General features: G+C 69.4%; 19 protein-coding genes. 2 read left to right on the top strand and 17 right to left on the bottom strand.

The annotated features are described in order from the left end of the window. Positions 1-37: 37 nt before the first annotated feature. From hpf to VMD50_RS17710, 12 genes are all read right to left on the bottom strand, one after another. Complete coding sequence (gene hpf / locus VMD50_RS17765) at positions 38-730, bottom strand: ribosome hibernation-promoting factor, HPF/YfiA family (RefSeq protein ID WP_414686104.1); 693 nt, start codon at positions 728-730, stop codon at positions 38-40. 317 nt (positions 731-1,047) lie between these two features. After that, positions 1,048-1,689, bottom strand: a complete 642-nt coding sequence (locus VMD50_RS17760) for a ComF family protein (protein WP_325429127.1) — start codon at positions 1,687-1,689, stop codon at positions 1,048-1,050. 99 nt (positions 1,690-1,788) lie between these two features. Then, complete coding sequence (gene lpqB, locus VMD50_RS17755) at positions 1,789-3,555, bottom strand: MtrAB system accessory lipoprotein LpqB (protein WP_325429125.1); 1,767 nt, start codon at positions 3,553-3,555, stop codon at positions 1,789-1,791. Further along, complete coding sequence (gene mtrB / locus VMD50_RS17750) at positions 3,555-5,228, bottom strand: MtrAB system histidine kinase MtrB (protein ID WP_325429123.1); 1,674 nt, start codon at positions 5,226-5,228, stop codon at positions 3,555-3,557. Before mtrB ends, lpqB begins: the two co-directional genes overlap by 1 nt. A gap of 58 nt (positions 5,229-5,286) precedes the next feature. Beyond that, the gene (gene mtrA, locus VMD50_RS17745) at positions 5,287-5,973 is read right to left on the bottom strand and encodes a two-component system response regulator MtrA (protein WP_325429121.1); all 687 of its coding nucleotides are present in this window, start codon (positions 5,971-5,973) and stop codon (positions 5,287-5,289) included. Between the two features lie 80 nt (positions 5,974-6,053). Continuing rightward, positions 6,054-6,686, bottom strand: coding sequence for a dTMP kinase (locus VMD50_RS17740; protein ID WP_325429119.1), 633 nt, complete (start codon positions 6,684-6,686; stop codon positions 6,054-6,056). Between the two features lie 94 nt (positions 6,687-6,780). Further along, entirely contained in the window at positions 6,781-8,271 is a 1,491-nt protein-coding gene (ahcY, locus tag VMD50_RS17735; protein ID WP_325429117.1) for an adenosylhomocysteinase, read from the bottom strand. A 98-nt stretch (positions 8,272-8,369) separates the two neighbouring features. Then, on the bottom strand, positions 8,370-9,005 hold the full coding sequence (alkX, locus tag VMD50_RS17730) for a TetR family transcriptional regulator AlkX (RefSeq protein ID WP_325429115.1): 636 nt from the start codon (positions 9,003-9,005) through the stop codon (positions 8,370-8,372). After that, positions 9,002-9,184, bottom strand: coding sequence for a rubredoxin RubB (gene rubB / locus VMD50_RS17725; protein WP_325429113.1), 183 nt, complete (start codon positions 9,182-9,184; stop codon positions 9,002-9,004). Before rubB ends, alkX begins: the two co-directional genes overlap by 4 nt. Beyond that, the gene (locus VMD50_RS17720; RefSeq protein WP_325429111.1) at positions 9,181-9,363 is read right to left on the bottom strand and encodes a rubredoxin; all 183 of its coding nucleotides are present in this window, start codon (positions 9,361-9,363) and stop codon (positions 9,181-9,183) included. The genes rubB and VMD50_RS17720 overlap by 4 nt, the downstream gene beginning before the upstream one ends. Continuing rightward, a complete protein-coding gene (locus VMD50_RS17715) occupies positions 9,360-10,607 on the bottom strand; it encodes an alkane 1-monooxygenase (protein WP_325429109.1) in 1,248 nt (415 codons plus the stop codon). The genes VMD50_RS17720 and VMD50_RS17715 overlap by 4 nt, the downstream gene beginning before the upstream one ends. An 80-nt stretch (positions 10,608-10,687) precedes the next feature. Then, complete coding sequence (locus VMD50_RS17710; protein WP_325429107.1) at positions 10,688-12,196, bottom strand: amino acid permease; 1,509 nt, start codon at positions 12,194-12,196, stop codon at positions 10,688-10,690. A gap of 64 nt (positions 12,197-12,260) precedes the next feature. Between VMD50_RS17710 and VMD50_RS17705 the strand changes: the two genes are divergently transcribed. Beyond that, positions 12,261-13,745, top strand: coding sequence for an FAD-dependent oxidoreductase (locus VMD50_RS17705; protein WP_325429105.1), 1,485 nt, complete (start codon positions 12,261-12,263; stop codon positions 13,743-13,745). On the opposite strand, the gene manA is transcribed toward VMD50_RS17705, so the two are convergent. From manA to VMD50_RS17685, 4 genes are all read right to left on the bottom strand, one after another. Continuing rightward, on the bottom strand, positions 13,746-14,972 hold the full coding sequence (gene manA / locus VMD50_RS17700) for a mannose-6-phosphate isomerase, class I (RefSeq protein ID WP_325429103.1): 1,227 nt from the start codon (positions 14,970-14,972) through the stop codon (positions 13,746-13,748). Between the two features lie 8 nt (positions 14,973-14,980). Then, positions 14,981-16,087: a TobH protein gene (locus tag VMD50_RS17695; RefSeq protein WP_325429101.1), complete on the bottom strand. Its 1,107-nt coding sequence runs from the start codon at positions 16,085-16,087 to the stop codon at positions 14,981-14,983. Then, positions 16,084-17,481, bottom strand: coding sequence for a phosphomannomutase/phosphoglucomutase (locus VMD50_RS17690; RefSeq protein WP_325429099.1), 1,398 nt, complete (start codon positions 17,479-17,481; stop codon positions 16,084-16,086). The genes VMD50_RS17695 and VMD50_RS17690 overlap by 4 nt, the downstream gene beginning before the upstream one ends. Positions 17,482-17,594: 113 nt before the next feature. Beyond that, the gene (locus tag VMD50_RS17685) at positions 17,595-18,056 is read right to left on the bottom strand and encodes a DUF3499 domain-containing protein (RefSeq protein ID WP_325429097.1); all 462 of its coding nucleotides are present in this window, start codon (positions 18,054-18,056) and stop codon (positions 17,595-17,597) included. Positions 18,057-18,228: 172 nt separating this feature from the next. Between VMD50_RS17685 and VMD50_RS17680 the strand changes: the two genes are divergently transcribed. Further along, complete coding sequence (locus VMD50_RS17680; protein ID WP_325429174.1) at positions 18,229-18,651, top strand: metallopeptidase family protein; 423 nt, start codon at positions 18,229-18,231, stop codon at positions 18,649-18,651. A gap of 27 nt (positions 18,652-18,678) precedes the next feature. Here VMD50_RS17680 and VMD50_RS17675 read toward each other — a convergent pair whose 3' ends face one another. Then, positions 18,679-19,017, bottom strand: coding sequence for a WhiB family transcriptional regulator (locus VMD50_RS17675; RefSeq protein WP_325429095.1), 339 nt, complete (start codon positions 19,015-19,017; stop codon positions 18,679-18,681). Positions 19,018-19,351 lie beyond the last annotated feature (334 nt).

Below are 19,351 nucleotides of genomic sequence, written 5' to 3'. Positions count from 1 at the left end.
ATCGTAGGTGACACGCCGGAAAAGCCGTCGAACGTCGTCAGGAGAGGCTGATCAGGCCGTAATCGTAGGCGTGGCGGCGGTAGACGACGGACGGCCGCTCGGTCTGTTTGTCGTAGAACAAGAAGAAGTCGTGCCCGACGCGTTCCATCTCGTAGAGCGCGTCGTCGACCGTCATCGGCTTGGCCCGGTGCTCCTTGGTGCGCACCACCCGCCCCGGCTCGCGGTCGGTGCGGTCATGCCCGTCGAGGCCGGCGCTATCGTGTTCGTGCGCCTCGACCGGCTGGTTGTCGAAGGCCGTCGCCGGTAGCGGGGCGACCGCCGTGGCCGCGGCCAGCGACACCGGCGTCTTGTCGCCGTAGTGGACTTTGCGCCGGTCCTTGACGCGGCGCAGCCGGTTCTCCAGCTTGTCGACCGCCGACTCGAAGGCGGCGTAGAAGCTGTCGGCGCAGGCCTCCGCGCGGCTGACCGGCCCGCGCCCGCGGGCGGTGATCTCCACGCGTTGACAGGACTTGCGCTGGCGGCGGTTGGGAGCGTGCTTGAGCTCGACGTCGAAAAGGTAGATGGAGCGATCGAATCGTTCGAGGCGGGCGAGTTTCTGCGAGACGTAGATGCGGTAGTGATCGGGGATTTCGACGTTGCGGCCCTTGAACACGACTTCGGCGTTAAGTGTCTGTTCGGCCGGCCCGGCGGTTTCTGCCGGCGGTTGGTCGAGAGTCTGACCGGAATCCACGGTAAGCCTTGACATACGTGTCAACTCGTTTCCTTTTCCCACATTGCACGCGCTGCGTGCCGGCTTGTTACGAAACGCGCCGACGGGGTGGGAGCGGTTTTGGCCGCAGGCTGCCCGCCGGTGCAAGGAGTCGAATACTCACCTCCTCTGCGTATGGCGTTTCAACCTGGGTGATCGCGACGGTGCCGTCGCTGATCTCCGACGCCCAGGATGTTCCTGAAGGTTGTTCTCGACGTTAGCTCGTGTTCGCCTTGGGATGCCACCAATTTCGCACAGCTGTTGCGAGTTCTTCACAACCTCTTGGGTGGGCCACAGCGTCACGCGGCCGCGATCGCCAGCACGGCGGCCACGCGAACCCCCGCGGCACGCAGGGTCCGCACCGACTCGCGCGCCGTCGCCCCGGTGGTGACGATGTCGTCGATGACGACGACTTCTGCGCCCAGCAGCCGTGCGGGCTCGCCGCGCAGCACCACTCGGCCCGCGATGTTGCGTTCGCGGGCCGACGTGGAAAGGCCCACCGAGTCGCGGGCCAGCGCCTTCATCCGCAGGGCCTGCGCGACGGTGACGTCCGGGTGTCCCGCCACGGCGGCCCGGGCCAGCCGGGCGACGGGGTCACCTCCGCGCCGGCGCGCCGCCGAACGCCTCGTCGGCGCGGGCACGATCGTCAGTGGCGTCTCGACCATCCCCCACGTCAGCAGCCGGTGCACCCCGACGGCCAGCGCCCGGGCCAGAGGTGTCACCAGGTCGCCGCGGCCGCGCTCCTTGCACGCCAGGATCGCCCGGCGGCGGGCCCCGGCGTAGCGGCCCAGCGCGAACACCGGCGCCTCCGGGTCGATCCGGGGATTGACCACGTGCGGCTCGTCGGGCCCGGCTTCCAGCTCGGCCGCGCAGGCGTCACACCAGCGGGTCGACGGCGCCCCGCAGCCGCCGCATTCCAGCGGCAGGATGAGATCGAGCACAGGGACAGTGTGGCGGGCGGGGCCGACAACTGAACGCGTCGCCACGAGCCCAATGGTGGCGACACCCTGCGCCCGGCTTCGCCGCGCTTGCGATCGCCACTAACCCGGCAGCACCGGCGCCGTCCCGGGCATCGTCAACCCGGACACGTCCGACCAGCTCTGCTGGCTTTCGGGCGCCGACGCCGAATACTGCAGCACCCCCTGCGGGCCGGCGACATACACCGCCGACGGGTTGGCCGCGACCGTCGTCACCGGGATCTGTAGACCGCGGGCCGGCGCGTCGGAGTTCACCCCGTCGAGGTTGACGTAGGACACCGGGTGGCTGGCGTCGGTGCGGGTCACCACGATGTCGTCCCCGGTTCGCCACGACAGCGAGACCACCGAATTGCCCAGCCCGAAGCCCAACCGGCGCGGGTAGGTCAGGGCGTACTGCCCCGCCTGCGTCTGCTCGACGCCGGCGAGGATCACCTGGCCGTTGATCACCATCGCGGCGCGCGTGGAATCGCGGGACAGCTGCAGGTCGGTGATCGGCCCGGGGAAGCTGGCCGCCACCAGCGCGGAATCCACCGGGATCCGCGTGGGCTGACCCGACGCCGGTTCCTGAATCGCCCGCAGCACGTTGTTGTTGTCCACCACCACCCAGACGGCGTCGTCCAGCGACCAGCTGGGCCGGGTCAGGTTGTGTCCGTCGGCGGACTGGACCGCCTCACCACCCAGGTCACCGATCCACAGCGACGCCGCCTGGTCCGGGGCGCCGCGCCGCAGCGTCACCACCGACGCCACCTGCCGCCCGCTGCGCGACAGCGCGGCGCCGGTCTGGTCCCCCATCCGCCCGAAGGCCCCGGCCACGGTGGTGGTGTGCTGCCCGTCCAGCCCGACCAGCGACCCGTTGACCAGGGCGTGCAGGCCCGCCCCTGCGCCGTCGGCCACGCCCGGGTCGGTGGCCGCGACATCGGAGGTGGTCCACCCCTCGGCGAACCTGTCGTCCAGCGGCGCGCCGTCGGCGTTGATCACATAGGGGCCCCGGATGTCCGCGCGGGCCAGCGTCCAAATGATCTGTGCCGCAAGCAATTGCCGGCTGTGCGGATCGGTGGTGGACAGTTTCTCCAGATCGATGCGGGCGCCGCCGTAACCGAGCCCGATCCCGTTCTTTCCGCCGTCGGCCCGGGTCACGGGCCCGCGCAACCGCAGCGGCGGGGCGAGCAGGTTGCGCACCGTGTGGGCCATCTCGGGCCGCGGCCCGGCCAGCATCTTGGAGACCAGCTCCGTGGCCAGCTGGTCGTGATCGGCCACCGCGACGTAGCGGGGATCGGGAACCACCGTCTTGCCGGTCGGGTCGGCGAAGTACAGCGTGTTGCGTTTGTAGGTCTCCTGGAACTGCTGCCAGTCCAGGAACACCCCGTTGGGCAGCCGGTCGATCCGCCAGCCGCCGGACGTCTTGACCAACTCGATCGGGCCCGGGTCCGGCAGCACTCCCTCGGCGGTTTCGAACACGCCCACATCGGACAGCGAGCCCAGGATGTCCGCGCGCATGGTGGCCGAAACCCGTTCGGCGCCCCGGGTTTCCACGAACACCACGTGGTCGATCAGCAGGGCGCTACCGGCGTCGTCCCACGCGTTGGACGCCGACTGGGTGAGGAATTGCCGCGCGGCCAGGTGTCGGTTCGCCGGATCGGCTGTGGCCTTGAGGAATTCGCGCAGCAGCACGTCGGGATCCATGCCCGGGGTGGGCTTGGGCAGATTCGACGGGGCCGGTCGTTCGACGGTGCCGATGGCTTGCGGGGCCGACGAGCTGGGCACCCCCGCGCACCCGGCGAGCAGCACCGCCAGGAACAGCAGGGCGACTACTGTCCGCAGCGCCCGCATCAGACGCTCCTCTCGGCGGGTTCGCGCGGGCGGGCCTTGCGTTCCTGGCCGTTCGGTTCCGGGACGGGCTGCGGGATGGGTTTCAAAGGCAGCGGGCTGGTGGTGACCTTGTGTCCGCGGACCAGGGGAAGCGTCAGCCGGAAGCACGCGCCCTGGCCGGGTTCGCCCCAGGCCTCCAGCCGGCCCTGGTGCAGCCGCGCGTCCTCGACGCTGATCGCCAGCCCGAGACCGGTGCCGCCGGACCGGCGCACCCGCGACGGGTCCGAGCGCCAGAACCGGCTGAACACCAGCTTCTCCTCACCCGGCCGCAGCCCGACGCCGTAGTCGCGCACGGTCACGGCGACGGTGTCCTCGTCGGCGCCCATCCGGATGTCCACCGGCTTGTGCTCGGCGTGGTCGATCGCGTTGGCGATCAGGTTGCGCAGGATGCGCTCCACCCGGCGCGGATCGACCTCGGCGATGACCTCTTCGGACGGCATGTCCACCTGCAGCTCGATGCCGGCGTCCTCGGCCAGGTGGCCCACATTGCCCAGCGCGCTCTGCACGGTGGTGCGCAGATCCACCGCCTCGACGGACAACTCGGCCACACCGGCGTCGTGGCGGGAGATCTCCAGCAGGTCGTTGAGCAGCGTCTCGAACCGGTCCAGCTCGCTGACCATCAGCTCGGTGGACCGGGCCAGCGTCGGGTCGAGGTCCGCGCTGTGGTCGTAGATCAGGTCGGCAGCCATCCGCACGGTGGTCAACGGGGTGCGGAGCTCGTGGCTGACGTCGGAGGTGAAACGGCGCTGCAGGTTGCCGAACTCCTCGAGCTGGGTGATCTGGCGGGACAGGCTCTCGGCCATGTCGTTGAAGGACACCGCCAGCCGGGCCATGTCGTCCTCGCCGCGCACCGGCATCCGTTCGGACAGGTGCCCCTCGGCGAACCGCTCGGCGATCCGCGACGCCGACCGGACCGGCACCACCACCTGGCGCGAGACCAGCAGCGCTATGCCGGCCAGCAGCACCAGCAGCACCGCGCCGCCGGTGATCATCGTGCCGCGCACCAGCTGGATCGTGGCCTGCTCGTTCTTCAGCGGGAAGATCAGGTACAGCTCAACGTTCACCACCTGCGAGGACGTCGGGGTCCCGACGATCAGCGCCGGTCCCGAGAAGCCGTCGGTGTGCACGGTGGCGTACTGGTAGGCCGCCTGTCCGGCCTTGACGAAGCCGCGCAGCGAGCCGGGTACCTGGTCGACGGGTCCGGCCGTGGTCGCGGCGCGCGGACCGTCGCCCGGCACGATCAGCACCGCGTCGAACGGCCCGGCCAGCCCGGCTCCCGAGGCGGTGTCGGTCTTCGAGGTCAAGGTGTTGCGGGCCAGCTGCAGGCTGCTGTCCAGCGAGCGCGTCTCCTCGCCGTTGACGATGCCGCCGACGGTGGTGCGCGCCCGCTCGATCTGCTCGATGGCGGCCTTGACCTTGACGTCCAGCACCCGGTTGGTGACCTGGCTGGTCAGCACGAAGCCGAGCGCGAGGATGACCGCCAGCGACAGCCCGAGCGTCAGCGCCACGACTCTCAGCTGCAGCGATCGGCGCCAGGCAACGCCAACGGCTCGACTCAACGCACCCATGCCGCGGGTCATGGGGCCGGAGCGGCCCCAGCGGCTGCGAGTGCGTCGCCGCGAGGCCCAGATCATTTGCGCCGCTTCTCCGCATCGCGTCGCTCACGACGCTCTGCTTCGTCGCCGGCGCGGATCACGGGGGTCCGGCCTTGTATCCCACTCCTCGAACGGTCAACACCACAGTCGGGTTCTCAGGGTCCTTCTCGACCTTGGCCCGCAGACGCTGGACGTGCACGTTCACCAGGCGGGTGTCCGCCGGGTGCCGATATCCCCACACCTGTTCGAGTAGCACATCACGAGTAAACACCTGGCGCGGTTTGCGTGCCAGCGCGACCAACAGGTCGAACTCCAGAGGTGTCAGGGAGATCTGCTCGCCGTTGCGGGTGACCTTGTGCGCCGGCACGTCGATGTCGACGTCGGCGATGGACAGCATCTCGGCGGGCTCGTCGTCGTTGCGCCGCAGCCGCGCGCGCACCCGCGCGACCAGCTCCTTGGGCTTGAACGGCTTCATGATGTAGTCGTCGGCGCCCGACTCCAGGCCGAGCACCACGTCCACGGTGTCGGTCTTGGCGGTGAGCATCACGATCGGAACCCCGGAGTCGGACCGCAGCACCCGGCACACGTCGATGCCGTTCATGCCCGGCAGCATCAGGTCCAGCAGCACCAGGTCGGGGCGCAACTCGCGCACCGCGGTCAGGGCCTGAGTGCCGTCGCCGATGACCGCGGTGTCGAAGCCCTCCCCACGCAGCACGATGGTGAGCATCTCGGCCAGCGAAGCGTCGTCGTCGACGACCAGAATCCTTTGCCTCATGCAGTCCATGGTGTCACCAGATCGGGATAAATTTGGGGCGCCACACGGGCGTTTCTTTTTCGATACGGCCAAATCGTGACAAATTTGTGCTACCCGGCGGTCAAAGATGCCGCCAGATCCCGCGGATCGACGTCTTTGTCGACGACCAGCCATCGTCCTCCGAAATCCGCCGCGGCCAGCTGCGCGTATACCGCGCCGGTGCGCTGCTGCAGTTCGTCGTCGCGTTCGTAGCTGTCGCGCGCGCGGCCGGGCTCGGTCTCGGCCCGGTGGCGGGCCCGCTGCGCGGCGAGCTCGGCGGAAACCGCGAGCAGCACCTGCCAGTCGGGCGCGGGCAGCCCCAGCCGCTGGTATTCGAGCCGTCCCACCCAGGCCACCGCCTCCCCCGCCGCGCCCTCGCGCAACCGCGCCGCGCTGTAGGCCGCGTTGGAGGCCACGTAGCGATCCAGGATCACCACGTCGTAGTCGCGGCGCAGGGCCTCGATCTCGCCGATCGCCCCCGCGCGGTCGAGCGCGAAGAGCATCGCCATCGCATACGCCGACGACGCCAGGTCGCCGTGCTCGCCGTGCAGCGCCTCGGCGGCGACGTCGGCGGTCACCGATCGCCCGTAGCGCGGGAAGGCCAGCGTGGCCACCGACATCCCGGCGGACTCGAAAGCCTTCTGCAGTCCCGCCGACAACGTCCGCTTGCCGGCGCCGTCGACGCCTTCGATCGCGATCAGCACGGCGCGAGCCTATCGTCGCGCGCCGAAAGTGAAGCTGTTGCTAGTTTCGGCGCGGAATTTCGCAACAGCTTCACGCTGGGCGCAAGACCGGCGCTCAGTAGCGGTAGTGGTCCGCCTTGTACGGGCCGTCGACGTCGACGCCGATGTACTCGGCCTGCTCCTTGGTCAGCTTGGTCAGCCGGCCGCCGAGCGCCTCGACGTGGATGCGCGCCACCTTCTCGTCGAGGTGCTTGGGCAGCCGGTACACCTCGTTGTCGTACTCGTCGTTCTTGGTCCACAGCTCGATCTGGGCGATCACCTGGTTGGAGAAGCTGTTGCTCATCACGAACGACGGGTGGCCGGTGGCGTTGCCCAGGTTCAGCAGCCGGCCCTCGGACAGCAGGATGATCGACTTGCCGCTGTCGGGGAACGTCCACACGTCGACCTGGGGACGGATGTTGACCTTGGTGGCGCCGGACTTCTCGAGCTGGGCGACCTGGATCTCGTTGTCGAAGTGCCCGATGTTGCCCAGGACGGCGTGGTCCTTCATCGCCTTCATGTGCGCCAGCGTGATGATGTCCTTGTTGCCGGTCGCGGTGATGACGATGTCCGCCTCGCCGATCGCGTCCTCGACCGTCTTGACGTCGTAGCCCTCCATCAGCGCCTGCAGCGCGTTGATCGGGTCGATCTCGGTGACGACCACGCGCGCGCCCTGGCCCTTGACCGACTCCGCGCAGCCCTTGCCCACGTCGCCGTAGCCGCAGATCAGCACCTTCTTGCCGCCGATCAACACGTCGGTGCCGCGGTTGATGCCGTCGATCAGCGAGTGGCGGCAGCCGTACTTGTTGTCGAACTTGGACTTGGTGACCGAGTCGTTGACGTTGATCGCCGGGAACGCCAGGTCGCCGGCCGCCGCGAACTGGTAGAGCCGCAGCACGCCGGTGGTGGTCTCCTCGGTGACGCCCTTGACCGACTCGGAGATCTTGGTCCATTTGTCCTTGTCGGTCTCGAACCGGCGGCGCAGCAGCTCCAGGAAGACCTTCCACTCGGTGGGGTCGTCGTCCTCGGCGGGCGGCACCACACCGGCCTTCTCGTACTGCGCGCCCCGCAACACCAGCATGGTGGCGTCGCCGCCGTCGTCGAGGATCATGTTCGCGGGCGCCTCAGTCCCGTCCGCGAGCGGAGGCCACGTCAGCATCTGCTCGGCCGCCCACCAGTACTCCTCCAACGTCTCGCCCTTCCAGGCGAATACCGGGACACCCTTGGGCTCCTCCGGCGTGCCGTGCGGGCCGACGACCACCGCGGCGGCGGCGTGGTCCTGGGTGGAGAAGATGTTGCAGGACGCCCACCGGACCTGCGCGCCCAGCGAGACGAGGGTCTCGATCAGCACCGCGGTCTGCACCGTCATGTGCAGCGAGCCCGAAATCCGCGCCCCCTTCAGCGGTTGCACTTCGGCGTACTCGCGGCGCAACGACATCAGACCCGGCATCTCCTGCTCGGAGAGCTCGATGTCCCGGCGGCCGTAATCCGCCAACGACAGGTCGGCGACCTTGAAATCGATGCCGTTGCCAACGTCGGCGGTCAGGGAACTTTCGGTCGTCGTCATAGCGTGATTTCCTTTTCAGGGGCTTATCGGATCCAAGCGGTACTTAGCTTAGGTATGTTCTTCCGCCACTGTAGCCGCGGGTGCGCCGGCGCTGGGCGTCAGGGAACCTCGGTGACGCCGTGGCGTTCGGCGAAGGGCGTCATCAGCCGCGCCAGGTCGGCCGCGACGTCGTGATCGGCCTCCGGCGGCATCGACACGTAGCTGAGCGCGAGGCGCACGATGGCGCGCCCCAGCACGCCGGCGTCCTCGTCGCTAATGGCCACCCAACTGTGGGTCAGTGCCGAGGTCAGCCGCGCCGAGGCCCGGGTGATGATCGGCGCGCTGTCGATGGTGATGAGCTGCAACAGGTCGGGCTTGGCGACCCCGGTCAGCAACGAGATCACCAACGGGTCGGCCGCCGACTCGGAGAAGAAGGAACGAAATCCCTGCAGGAATGCCTCGTAGAGGTTGCCGACGTTGGCGTCGATCGCGTTTCCGACCGCGTCGACCAGGCGGTCGGCCAGGCGCAGGGCGTAACCCTGCGCCAGGCCCTGCCGCGAGCCGAACTCGTTGTAGATGGTCTGCCGGCTGATGCCTGCGGCGCGGGCCACGTCCGACAGCGTGATGGCCGACCAGTCGCGCGCCAGCAGCAGCTCCCGCATCGCGTCCAGCACGGAGTCGCGCAACAGGGCGCGTGACGCCTCCGCGTACGGCATCCGCTTCACAGCCGCGACTGTAGTGGTTGGGCGGCTCACGATCGAGCTACCTCGACCATCTCGAAGTCGGACTTCGCGGCGCCGCAGTCGGGGCAGCTCCAGTCCTCGGGAATGTCGTCCCAGCGGGTCCCGGGCGCGATGCCGTCCTCCGGCCAGCCCAGCGCCTCGTCGTACTCGAACCCGCACTGGATGCAGCGGAACAGTTTGTAGTCGGTCACTGGCTTACCCCTTCTCGAATCCGGTCGAAATCTGGCTTCTCGCGCACCGCACAGTCCGGACAGCACCAGTCGTCGGGCACGTCCTGCCACCGGGTACCCGGCGGGAAGCCTTCCCGCGCATCACCTTTGGCCTCGTCGTAGACATAGTCGCAGACCGGGCACCGGTAGGCGGCGCTCATGCCGCGGCCTCCCGGGGGGCGCCGTAGCGATCCAGCAGTTTCTGGCGCAGGCGGGGCTGCAGGTTCGCCCTGGTGATGTCGCCGCCGTAGTGGGACAGCACCCGATGGTCCATCACCCTGCGCCACAGCGGCGGGAAGTAGGTGAGCGAGATCATCGACGCGTACCCGCTCGGCAGGTTGGGCGCGCCCTCCATGCTCCGCAGCGTCTGGTACCGACGGGTCGGGTTGGCGTGGTGGTCGCTGTGCCGCTGCAGGTGGTACAGGAACAGGTTGGTCACCACGTGGTCGGAGTTCCAGCTGTGCACGGGCGCGCACCGCTCGTAGCGGCCGTTCGCGTTCTTCTGCCGCAGCAGCCCGTAGTGCTCGAGGTAGTTGACCGCCTCCAGCAGGCTGAACCCGAAGACCGCCTGGATGACCACGAACGGGATCAGCGCCGGGCCGAACACCGCGATCAGCGCACCCCACAGCACCACCGACATCAGCCAGGCGTTGAGCACGTCGTTGGACCGATAGGTAGCCGGGTTCCAGGGGCTCTTGTTAAGCCGGCGCAGCCGCTGGGCCTCCAGCCGCAACGCCGAACGCAGGCTCCCGAGAACGCTGCGCGGCAAAAACTCCCAGAACGTCTCGCCGAAGCGCGCCGACGCGGGGTCTTCGGGGGTCGACACGCGGACGTGGTGACCGCGGTTGTGCTCGATGTAGAAGTGCCCGTAGCAGGACTGCGCCAGGGTGATCTTGGACAGCCACCGCTCCAGCGAATCCTTCTTGTGCCCCATCTCGTGCGCCGTGTTGATCCCCACCCCTCCGAGGACCCCGACGGACAGCGCCACGCCGAGCTTGCCCGCCCAGCCCAGCGCGCCGTCAAAACCGAGCCAGCTCAGGTTCGACGCGGTGAACAGATAGGCGCCCAGGACCACGCTGAGGTACTGGAACGGGACGTAGACGTAGGTGCAGTAGCGGTAGTACTTGTCGTTCTCCAGGCGTTCCATCACCGCGTCGGGCGGGTTCTGCCCGTCGGGCCCGAAACGCACGTCGAGGATCGGCAGCAGGACGTAGACCAGGATCGGCCCGATCCACAAGGGCACCTGCGCGGCGGCGTGCCAGCCGAGCCGGTTCAGCCCCGAGACGATCGGCAGCATCACGAACAGCGCGGTCGGGGCGATCAGTCCCATCAGCCACAGATGGCGTTTCTTGTCGCGCCAGACCTCCGGGGCCAGTGGGCTCGCGTCCGGGCTCAGTGCGGTCATATGCCAAACCTCCTTGTGAGTCATGCCACGTTGGAGTTGGACATTACCGTCGTCTGCGTCTCGTGTCTAGACAAAGAATGCTAGTTTGTAAATTGTCCCGCCCCGGCGCGCGCCGGTTCGCCCCGCCCGGCGTCCCGGCGCCCCTGCACCGAATGGCGGTACCCGTAGCCGGCATAGATCGCGGTTCCCACCACCAGCCAGATGCCGAACCGCACCCAGGTCAGCGCGGTGAGGTTGATCATCAGCCACACGCAGGCGCAGATCGACGCGATGGGCAGCACCGGCACCCACGGCGCCCGAAAGCCCCGCTCCAGGTCCGGCCGGGTCCGGCGCAGGACCATGACGCCGGCCGACACCAGGACGAACGCGAACAGCGTTCCGACGTTGACCATCTCCTCGAGCTTGGCGATCGGGAACACCGACGCCGTCGCCGCCACCACCACCGCGACCAGGACCGTGATCCGCACGGGGGTGCCGCGCGCACCGGTCTTGGCCAGCGGCCGCGGCAACAACCCGTCGCGCGCCATCGCGAACAACACCCGGCACTGCCCGAGCATCAGCACCATCACCACGGTGGTCAATCCGGCCAGGGCCCCGATGGCGATGATTTTGCTGGCCCAGTGGAGCCCGTTTGCTGCGAATGCCGTGGCGAGGTTGGCCGGCTGGTGGCCGGGGACGGTCTTGAGCTGGGTGTAGGACACCATGCCGGACAGCACGACCGCGACGGCGACATACAGCAGGGTGACGATCGCCAGCGACACCAGGATCCCCCGCGGGACGTCGCGCTGGGGGTTCCTGGTCTCCTCGGCCATGGTGGCGACGATGTCGAACCCGATGAACGCGAAGAACACGATGGACGCCCCGGCCAGCACGCCGTACCAGCCGTAGTGACTGCTGTGGGCCCCGGTCAGCAGCGAGAGCACCGACTGATTGATGCCAGACGCCTCCTGCCCGGACTCCGGCTTCGGGATGAACGGCGAGTAGTTGGAGCCCTTGATGTAGAAGGCGCCGACGACCACGACCAGCGCCACCACCGACACCTTGATGCCGGTGATCACGGCGGAGAATCTCGACGACAATTTCGTCCCCAGGGCGATCAGCGTGGCCACCGTCGCGACGATCAGCAGCGCGCCCCAGTCCAGCGGGACGGACCCGAGTTGCACTGTGCCACCGGCGAATCCGAACACGTTGCCGAGGTAGCTCGACCAGCCCTTGGACACGACGGCGGCACCGATCGCCAATTCCAGCACCAGGTTCCAGCCGATGATCCAGGCGAGGAACTCCCCGAAGGTGGCGTAGGAGAACGTGTAGGCGCTGCCGGCCACCGGCAGCGTCGAGGCGAATTCGGCGTAGCACAGGGCCGCCAGCGCGCAGGTGATGGCCGCGATCAAGAACGAGATCCAGATGGCCGGCCCGGTGATGTCGCCGGTGGTCGACGCGGTGACCGTGAAGATGCCGGCGCCGATCACCACCGCGACGCCGAACACCGCCAGGTCCCGCCACGTCAGCTCCCTGCGCAGCCGGGTTTCGGGCTCGTCGGTGTCGGCGATCGATTGTTCGACCGATTTGGTGCGCCATCGATTTGCCATCCGCCCGCCCCTTCCCGAAGTGCCGACGCTCGTTGGACCGCACAGTACTGGGTAGTCTGCGAGGATGGCGGACAGCGGGGGGGACGCGTGGGACCACGCGGTAGTCATCGGCGGCAGCATCGCCGGGTTGTGTGCCGCGCGGGTGCTGTCGAATTGCTACTCCCGGGTGACCGTCTACGAGCGCGACGAGTTGCCGGGCGCCCCGGCGAACCGCGCGGCCGTCCCGCAGGACCGGCACCTGCACATGCTGATGGCGCGGGGGGCGGCCGAGTTCGAGAGCCTGTTCCCGGGCCTGCTGGACGACATGGTGGCCGCCGGCGTGCCCATGCTGGAGAACCGGCCGGACTGCATCCACCTGGGCGCCGCCGGCCACGTCCTCGGTACCGGGCACACCTTGCGCGACGAGTTCACCGCCTACGTGCCCAGCCGGCCGCACCTGGAGTGGCAGCTGCGCCGGCGGGTGCAAGACATCGACAACGTCGAGATCGAGCGGCGGTCGGTCTTCGAGCCGCGCTTCGACCGGGCGCGCCGGCGGGTGACCGGTGTGCTGCTCGACCCGCCCGGCCAGGGCGAGCCGGAGTTCGTGTCCGCCGACCTCGTCGTCGACGCGGCGGGCCGCGGCACCCGGCTGCCGGTGTGGTTGGAGCAGTGGGGATTTGAGCGCCCCGTCGAGGAAACCATCGACATCGGCATCAATTACGCCACCCACCGGTTCCGGATGCCGGAGGGCCTGATCGCCGAGAAGGTGGTGGTCGCCGGCGCCTCCCACGACCAGTCGCTCGGGCTGGGCATGCTGTATTACGAGGACCGCACCTGGGTGCTCACCACGTTCGGGGTGGCGGGCGCCAAACCGCCCCGGACGTTTCCGGAGATGCTGGCGCTGGCCGACAAGCTGCTGCCGGCCCACTTCAACGCCGCGCTGGCGCAGGCCGAGGTCATCGGCGAGCCGGCGTATCACGCGTTTCCGGCCAGCAAGTGGCGCCGCTACGACAAGCTGAACCGCTTCCCGGCCGGCATCGTCGCCTTCGGGGACGCCGTCGCCAGCTTCAACCCCACGTTCGGGCAGGGCATGACGATGACGTCGTTGCAGGCCGGTCACCTGCGGCGCGCACTGCGATCCCCCGACCTCGCCCGCGAACTGAATCGGGCCACGGCCAAGACCACCTACCCGGTGTGGATGATGAACGGCGTCGCCGACGTCAACTTCCACCACGCCGGCACCAAGGCGCCCGCCCCGTGGTGGTGGCGGCCGTCGGCGGCGCTGTTCGACCAGTTCCTCGGGGCCGCCGAAACCGAACCCGTTCTGGCCGAATGGTTTCTGCGCCGGTTCTCACTCCTGGACAGCCTGTACATGGTCCCGCCGCCGCGGATCGTCGGCCGCGCCATGGCGCACAACATGCGGCTGTGGCTGCGCGAGCGCCGGGAAGCCGCCCGGGACCGGCGCATGGCGATCGCGACCGCGGCGGTGGGGGCACCTCCCGCTTGCGGGGGACCGGGCGAACTCCCCCGCAAGCGGGAGGTGCCCCCAGGTCGCCACCATCAGGCCTAGCTACAGCCCTTCGGTCGCCCTGAACAGCTTGGCGGGCTCCCGCGCGACCAGCCGGATGGGTCCGTCGTCGGCCGCCACCCACGCGGCCATCCCACGTTCCAGCGTGAGCGACCGGGACTTGCCGTGCACCGTCGCGCAGCCCTCGGTGCACAACAGGATCTGCGGGCCCTCGTGGCTGCACGACGCGTCGACCTCGTGGCCGAGGTACTGGCCGTCGAGCGTCAAGAGGGCGACGGCGAACTCGTCGGTCGGCGTCTCGTAGACCCGGCCGAACCCCTCGCGGCGGATGTGCGGGCGCAGCTGGGCCTCGGTGGTGGGCGTGAAGTCCAGCACCCGCAGCAGCTCGGGCACGTCGACGTGTTTGGGGGTGAGCCCGCCGCGTAACACGTTGTCGGAGTTGGCCATCACCTCGACCGCGAAGCCGCGCAGGTAGGTGTGCAGGTTGCCGGCCGACACGAAGATGGCCTCGCCCGGGGCCAGGGTGATGCGGTTGAGCAACAGCGCCGCCAGCACCCCGGCGTCGCCGGGATAGCGTTCGCCGAGTTCGAGCACCGTCTTGGCTTCGGCCGCGAATTCGGTTGCCCCGGAGCTGACGTACTGGATGGCGCCGTCCAGCACGGCCGGCACCAGCACGTCGATGTCGGGCTGCGGGGCGGTGATCCAGGTGGTGAACAACGCGCGCAGGCCGTCGGCGTCGGACTGGTCGTTCAGCAGGTCGATGTACGGGTCGAGGTCGGAGACGGCCAGCGCCCGCAGCAATTCCACGGTCCGCGATGCCTGCCGAAATCCGGCCAGCGCCTCGAACGAGTGCAGCGCCACCAACAACTCCGGCTTGTGGGAGGCGTCACGGTAGTTGCGGACGGGCGAGTTCACCGGGATGCCCAGTCGCTCCTCACGCAGGTAGCCCTCGACCGCCTGCTCTGCGCTGGGATGGGCCTGCAGCGACAGCGGCTCGTCGGCGGCCAGCACCTTGACCAAAAACGGCAGCACGTCCCCGAACCGGGCGCGCGACCCCGCGCCGAGCTGCCCCTCCGGGTCGGCGACCAGCTCCTCCAGCAACGAGACTTCGCCTTTGTCCGTTTCCAGCCAGGCCGGGTCGCCGGGGTGCGCGCCGAACCAGAGCTCGGCCTCCGGGTGAGCCGCCGGAACCGTGCGACCGGTGAATTCCGCCAGGGCGGTGCGCGATCCCCACGCGTACGTCCTCAAGGCCCCGCGAAGCAGTTCCACTTGTCTATCTATCCCCGCACCAGTCGCATGTAAACCGCGGCCATCTCCAGCCGAACGGCCAATACTGCCAGTTGCTGCTCGGCGGTGATGGCGCCCCCTAACGCCGGCGCGACCGTAAAGCCGGCCGAGCCGCCGGGCCCGTCGGGCACGTCCTCGGCAGCGAGCAGGTACACGTCCTCGAGACCCGCGGTCCGGGCCGCCACCACCGTCTGTTCGGCCGACAGGGTCAGCGCCAGCACCCGCAACCGCTCGGGCCGCGGCCCGTCGATCTCCTCGTCGTGGAAGAGGTCGTCCACCGCGGCCGAGCCCGCAGAACGCGAATCCGCCGCCGCGCGCAGCGCCAGCACGGCATCCGCCAGCCCGGTGGCGGCGACCACCTCGTGTGCGAGCCGCAGCAGCACCGAACTGCCGTGCCGGGCCAGCGCCAGCGTGGCGGCGCAGTCGCCCGCCAGCACCAACCGGCGACCGGCCAGGCGCGCCGCGATCGCCTTGGCCGGGTTGGTGAACAACTCGCGGCCGCCGCTGTTGCGCAGTGCCTCGGCGTCCAGCGCGTCGGCGAGCGACCCCAGATCGGTGCCCCGTCCGGTGTCGACGGTTTGCAGGGCGGCCAGCCCGGCCGCGAAGTAGCGACACAAACCGAACTCGTCGGGCACCTCGATCCGCGGCTCGAGCACTGCGGCGCGCCCGGCCGCGGCGTCGCGCAGCGGACCCTCGTTGGGCGCCACGACGAGAACCCGGGCGCCGCGCCGTACGCCGGTGGCGGCGGCGATGACCAGCGCGGGGTCGCCGGGGTCGTCGCCCGCGACGATCAGCACGTCCAGCGGGCCGACCCAGGGCGGCACCTCGCCGGTGAGCGCTATCGGCGCGGGGGCCACCCCGCCCATGGTGGCGGCAAGCATGGCCCCGGCGGTCTCGGCGGGGCCGCGGCCGGCCACCCAGATCAGGCTGCGCGCACGGTCGTTGGTCCGCAGCGGGTCCAGCGCGCCCTCGTCGGCCGCGGCCGCGATCGCGCGCACCTGCGCCCCCGCCGACGACGCCGCCCGCAGCAGGCCATCGCGGTCGGCGGCGAGCAGGCCCTGGCCGTCTTCGAGGTCGATCGCGTGGGTGGCGTTCACCCGGCGGCCCCCGCGATCTCGGCCCGGACCTGGGCGACCACCGCGTCGACGTCCTCGGTGGTGCGCCCCTCCACATTGAGCCGCAGCAACGGCTCGGTGTTGGAGCTGCGGAGGTTGAACCAGCTGCCGTCGCCCAGATCGACCGTCACCCCGTCCAGGTGATCGATGGACTGAATCCGGCTGCCGAAGGATTTCAGCACCGCGTCCACGCAAGCCGGCGCGTCGGCCACCGTGAAGTTGATCTCGCCGGACGATTCGTAGCGCTGGTAGTCGGCGGCCAGCTCCGACAATGTTCTTGGGGGCCCTGGGGCGCCACGCTGCTCGCCGAGGGCGGCCAGCACGTAGAGAGCCGCCAGCATCCCGGAGTCGGCGCCCCAGAAATCGCGGAAGTAGTAGTGCGCCGAATGCTCACCGCCGAAGATCGCGCCGGTGTCGGCCATCAGCGCCTTGATGTAGGAGTGGCCGACCCGCGAGCGCAGCGGGGTGCCGCCGCGCTCGGTGACCAGTTCGGGCACCGCGCGCGAAGTGATCACGTTGTGGATGATCGTGGCGCCGATCTCCCGGCCCAGCTCGCGGGCGGCCACCAGGCTGGTCACCGTCGACGGCGACACCAGATGCCCGCGCTCGTCGACCACGAAGCACCGGTCGGCGTCGCCGTCGAAGGCCAGCCCTATATCAGCACCGACGGCCCCAACGAATTCCTGCAGGTCCACCAGGTTGGCCGGGTCCAGCGGGTTGGCCTCGTGGTTGGGAAACGACCCGTCGAGTTCGAAGTACAACGGCAGCAAGGTGATCGAGTCGATCGGGCCGAGGACGGCCGGGGCGGTGTGGCCGGCCATGCCGTTGCCGGCGTCCACGGCCACCCGCAGCGGGCGCAGCCCGGAGGTGTCCACCAGCGAACGCAGGAACGTCCCGTACTCGGCCAGCACGTCGCGATCGGTCACCGTCCCGGGCGGGCCGTCGTACGCCCCGACCCCGGCGATCACGTCGTCGCTGATGGTGCTCAGCCCCGTGTCCGCCCCGACCGGTTTGGCGCCGGCCCGGCACAGCTTGATGCCGTTGTAGGCCGCCGGGTTGTGGCTCGCGGTGAACATCGCGCCCGGGCAGTCCAGCAGCCCGGAGGCGAAATAGAGCTCGTCGGTGGACGCCAAACCGATCCGGACCACGTCCAGGCCCTGGCTCATCACCCCGCGCGCGAAGGCCGCGGACAGCGCCGGCGAACTGTCCCGCATGTCGTGGCCGAGCGCCACCTGCCGGGCGCCCTCGCCGCGCATCAACGCGGCGAACGCGACGCCCAGATCGGTAACCAGCGACTCGTCGAGCTCCTCGCCGACCAGCCCGCGGACGTCATACGCCTTGACGACGCGGCGAACGGTCGCGGCGGACCGAGACATGGGAAACTCCTGACGCTCCTGACGGTGGGACCCTTGGCGTCAGCCTATCGGCCCGGGAAAAACCTGCGGCGCGTTCGACCCGGCCAGTCAGAGCGAGACCCGGCTAGTCAGAGCTAGTCGGAGGGGTCCGGCAACACCCGCAAATGTCCGCGGCGGCGCCCGGAGCGGTGCTCAGGTGGCGCGAGCAGCCCGCTGCTCGGCGCGGTGGCCTGGGCTCCGGCGTGGATGTGGGAATCGGTGAAGCCGTCAAAGCCGTTCCGGGGCGCGCCGGCGGCCGGACGGGACAGCCCCACGTCGCCCGGGCGGCCCTCACGCACCGCGTCGGCCAGGGCGACCAGGTCGTCCTCGTCGGGGTGGGTGGGCTCAGAGATCAGGGGTCCGGCGTGACGCACGAGGTCCCAGCCGCGGGGTGCCGTGATCCGGCCGGCGTGGCCGACGCACAGGTCCCACGAGTGCGGTTCGCGCGCGGTGGCCAGCGGGCCCACCACTGCCGTCGAGTCCGAGTAGACGAACGTCAGGGTCGCCACGGCGTAGTGCGGACACCCGGGCCGGCAACAGCGACGGGGAACGTTCACGCCGAAAGGCTATCGTGCGCAAACGCCACGGAAGCGCCGGACACGCGCATCTGCTCGACCCACGATGTACAACCGTTACCATCGGCGCGTGGGCGATTCCCGCGGCTCCCCGCAAAGCGATCGGCCGGGGCGTCCCTCGGCTTCCTACCGGGCGGCGCGCCGGGGCCGCGGCATGCGCGGTCCGCTGCTGCCGCCGACGGTGCCCGGATGGCGCAGCCGCGCGGAGCGGTTCGACATGGCGGTGCTGGAGGCCTACGAGCCCATCGAGCGGCGCTGGCAGGAGCGGGTGTCCGAGCTCGACGTCGCCGTCGACGAGATCCCGCGCATCGCCGCCAAGGACCCCGACAGCGTGCAGTGGCCGCCGGAGGTCATCGCCGACGGGCCGATCGCGCTCGCCCGGCTGATCCCCGCCGGCGTCGATGTCCGCGGCAACGCCACGCGCCCACGAATTGTGTTGTTCCGCAAGCCGATTGAGCGACGGGCCAAGGACACCGTCGAACTTGGCGAGTTGTTGCATGAGATTCTGGTGGCCCAGGTGGCCATCTACCTGGACGTCGAGCCCTCGGTCATCGACCCCACGATCGACGACGAATGACCCGAATACCGCGCAGCCGCGCGAAGGTCAGATAACGCCGCGCTTGAGGCGGCGTCGCTCGCGCTCGGAGAGACCGCCCCAGATGCCGAAGCGCTCGTCGTGCGCCAGGGCGTACTCCAGGCACTCGTGGCGAACCTCGCAACCCAGGCAGATCTTCTTTGCCTCGCGGGTGGAGCCGCCCTTCTCGGGGAAGAACGCCTCGGGATCGGTCTGGGCGCACAGCGCGCGGTCCTGCCACTGATCCGGGGTCGCCGGCGGCAGGGGCTCGGGCTCGAAAGCGACTGGGGCGTCGGGAACCACAGTCAGGTGCGGACGGACGGGTGCCGCCAGCGCCGAGCCGATCATGGTGTGCGGTGTGCCTGTCATAACGCCCCGAAGGTGCTCATAAGACATGCTTCGTCCGCCTCCTCAGCTTTGATTTGAGAGAGTGAGTGATTCCCACTGTTCTGATGTACAGACAATTCGAACAAGTGATCGAATCTCGGTCTGCGACACCGGAATCGGCCGGCCAACCGGGAAATGACACTGATGTGATTAGACACTTGTTGACCTGCCTGGTCAAGCGCAAAGGCCAATTTCCATATCATCTCGTGACGAAATTTCGGCGTTTCTGTTGTTTTGGGATCTTCGGCGTGTCCATCACATCCGGTCAGCCGGCCGTTGACGGCCCACGACCGCTTGGTCGTCGCGCAGTACTGTC

The sequence above is a fragment of the Mycobacterium sp. genome (genome assembly GCF_035506235.1).
Classification (GTDB): domain Bacteria; phylum Actinomycetota; class Actinomycetes; order Mycobacteriales; family Mycobacteriaceae; genus Mycobacterium.
This window is presented reverse-complemented; position numbering and strand designations above follow the sequence as displayed.